This window comes from Desulfovibrio piger ATCC 29098, from assembly GCF_000156375.1.
In the GTDB taxonomy this organism is placed as follows: domain Bacteria; phylum Desulfobacterota; class Desulfovibrionia; order Desulfovibrionales; family Desulfovibrionaceae; genus Desulfovibrio; species Desulfovibrio piger.
Genome location: NZ_DS996394.1, coordinates 1 through 1,144 on the forward strand (window position 1 = coordinate 1; position 1,144 = coordinate 1,144).

Annotated in this window: 1 protein-coding gene; it reads left to right on the forward strand. The window is 62.8% G+C overall.

Going from position 1 to position 1,144, the window contains the following annotated elements; genetic code table 11:
* The coding region (locus tag DESPIG_RS12620) for a methyltransferase domain-containing protein (protein WP_006009706.1) at positions 1 to 1,144 on the forward strand (1,144 nt) is incomplete at both ends.

Genomic DNA, 1,144 nt, shown 5'->3' on the forward strand with positions numbered 1-1,144 from the left:
GGCTCTCCCTGCGCAAGCTGGGCTTCCTGCTGCCGCTGGTGGCGACTACGGACGGGGAAATTCTCTCCGGCCATCAGCGGCACGCCGTGGCCGTGGACATGGGAGCCGCCCGCGTGCCCGTGCTGCGTGTGGACGTGCCGGAAAAAAGGCGTCGCGGCATCAATATCCTGTTCAACAGGGCTACCAATGATATAGCCGTACAGGACACCGAACGGGACATGAGCGCGGCCCTGCGCGGGGCTGATGTTCATTCCCTGGCCGAAAAACTGCCGGACATTTCCCCGGACAGCCCGGCTTTCTTCCCCTGCATGGCCGCTGAGATGCGGGAAGTCTCGCCTCTTGCCCGGCGCAACGTGTCCCGCTTCGTGCGTCATGCCGCTAATGTGGGCCGGATGCTGGCGCGCCTCGGCGTTCATCTGCCCATCGTAACCACGCCGGACGGCACGGTCATCAACGGCGTAGGCAGGCTGGAAGCCGCCGCCCGCAAGGGCCGGAAGGAAATATCCGTGGTCACGCTGGACGAAAACCGGGCGGAACTGGCACGCGCCATGCTGAACCTTTTGAGCATGGACTTCCGGTTCACGGGGGACAATGCCGATTTTCTGCGCTACGGCGCGTTCCGGCGGAAATGGCTGCATCGCACCTATCTTGGTCGGGCATTTGTGTTACCGGTGTACCGGCACAAGCGGCTTTCCGACGTACGACTGGATGCCGCCTTCATGGGAAAATGGAAGGCTGCCTGCGGGGAAAGTGTGCTGGACTTCGGTTCGGGACAGGGCGACGAAGCCCGGATGCTCCGGGACGCGGGCATCCGCGTGACGGAGTTTGAGCCGTATCCCGCTGACGGCGACACGGTAAACAGGGAAAAAGGGCGCGCTTCGGCCATGGGCTTTCTTTCCGCCGTGCGGGCTGGTACGCCATTCAGCGCCATTTTCGTTTCCAGCGTGTTGAACAGTGTGCCGTTCCCGGAGGACAGGGAGCATATTTTGCGCATCGTGGCGGCCCTGTGCGCCCCGGAAACACTGGTATGCGCGGCGGCACGCGGTACAAAAAGCAGTTCCTGGAGCTGGTTCACGGAGGGCGAAGCCCTGAGCCAGAGAGCATCCAGAGCGTGCAATTTCCCGTTGAACATGGAAAAAGGCGT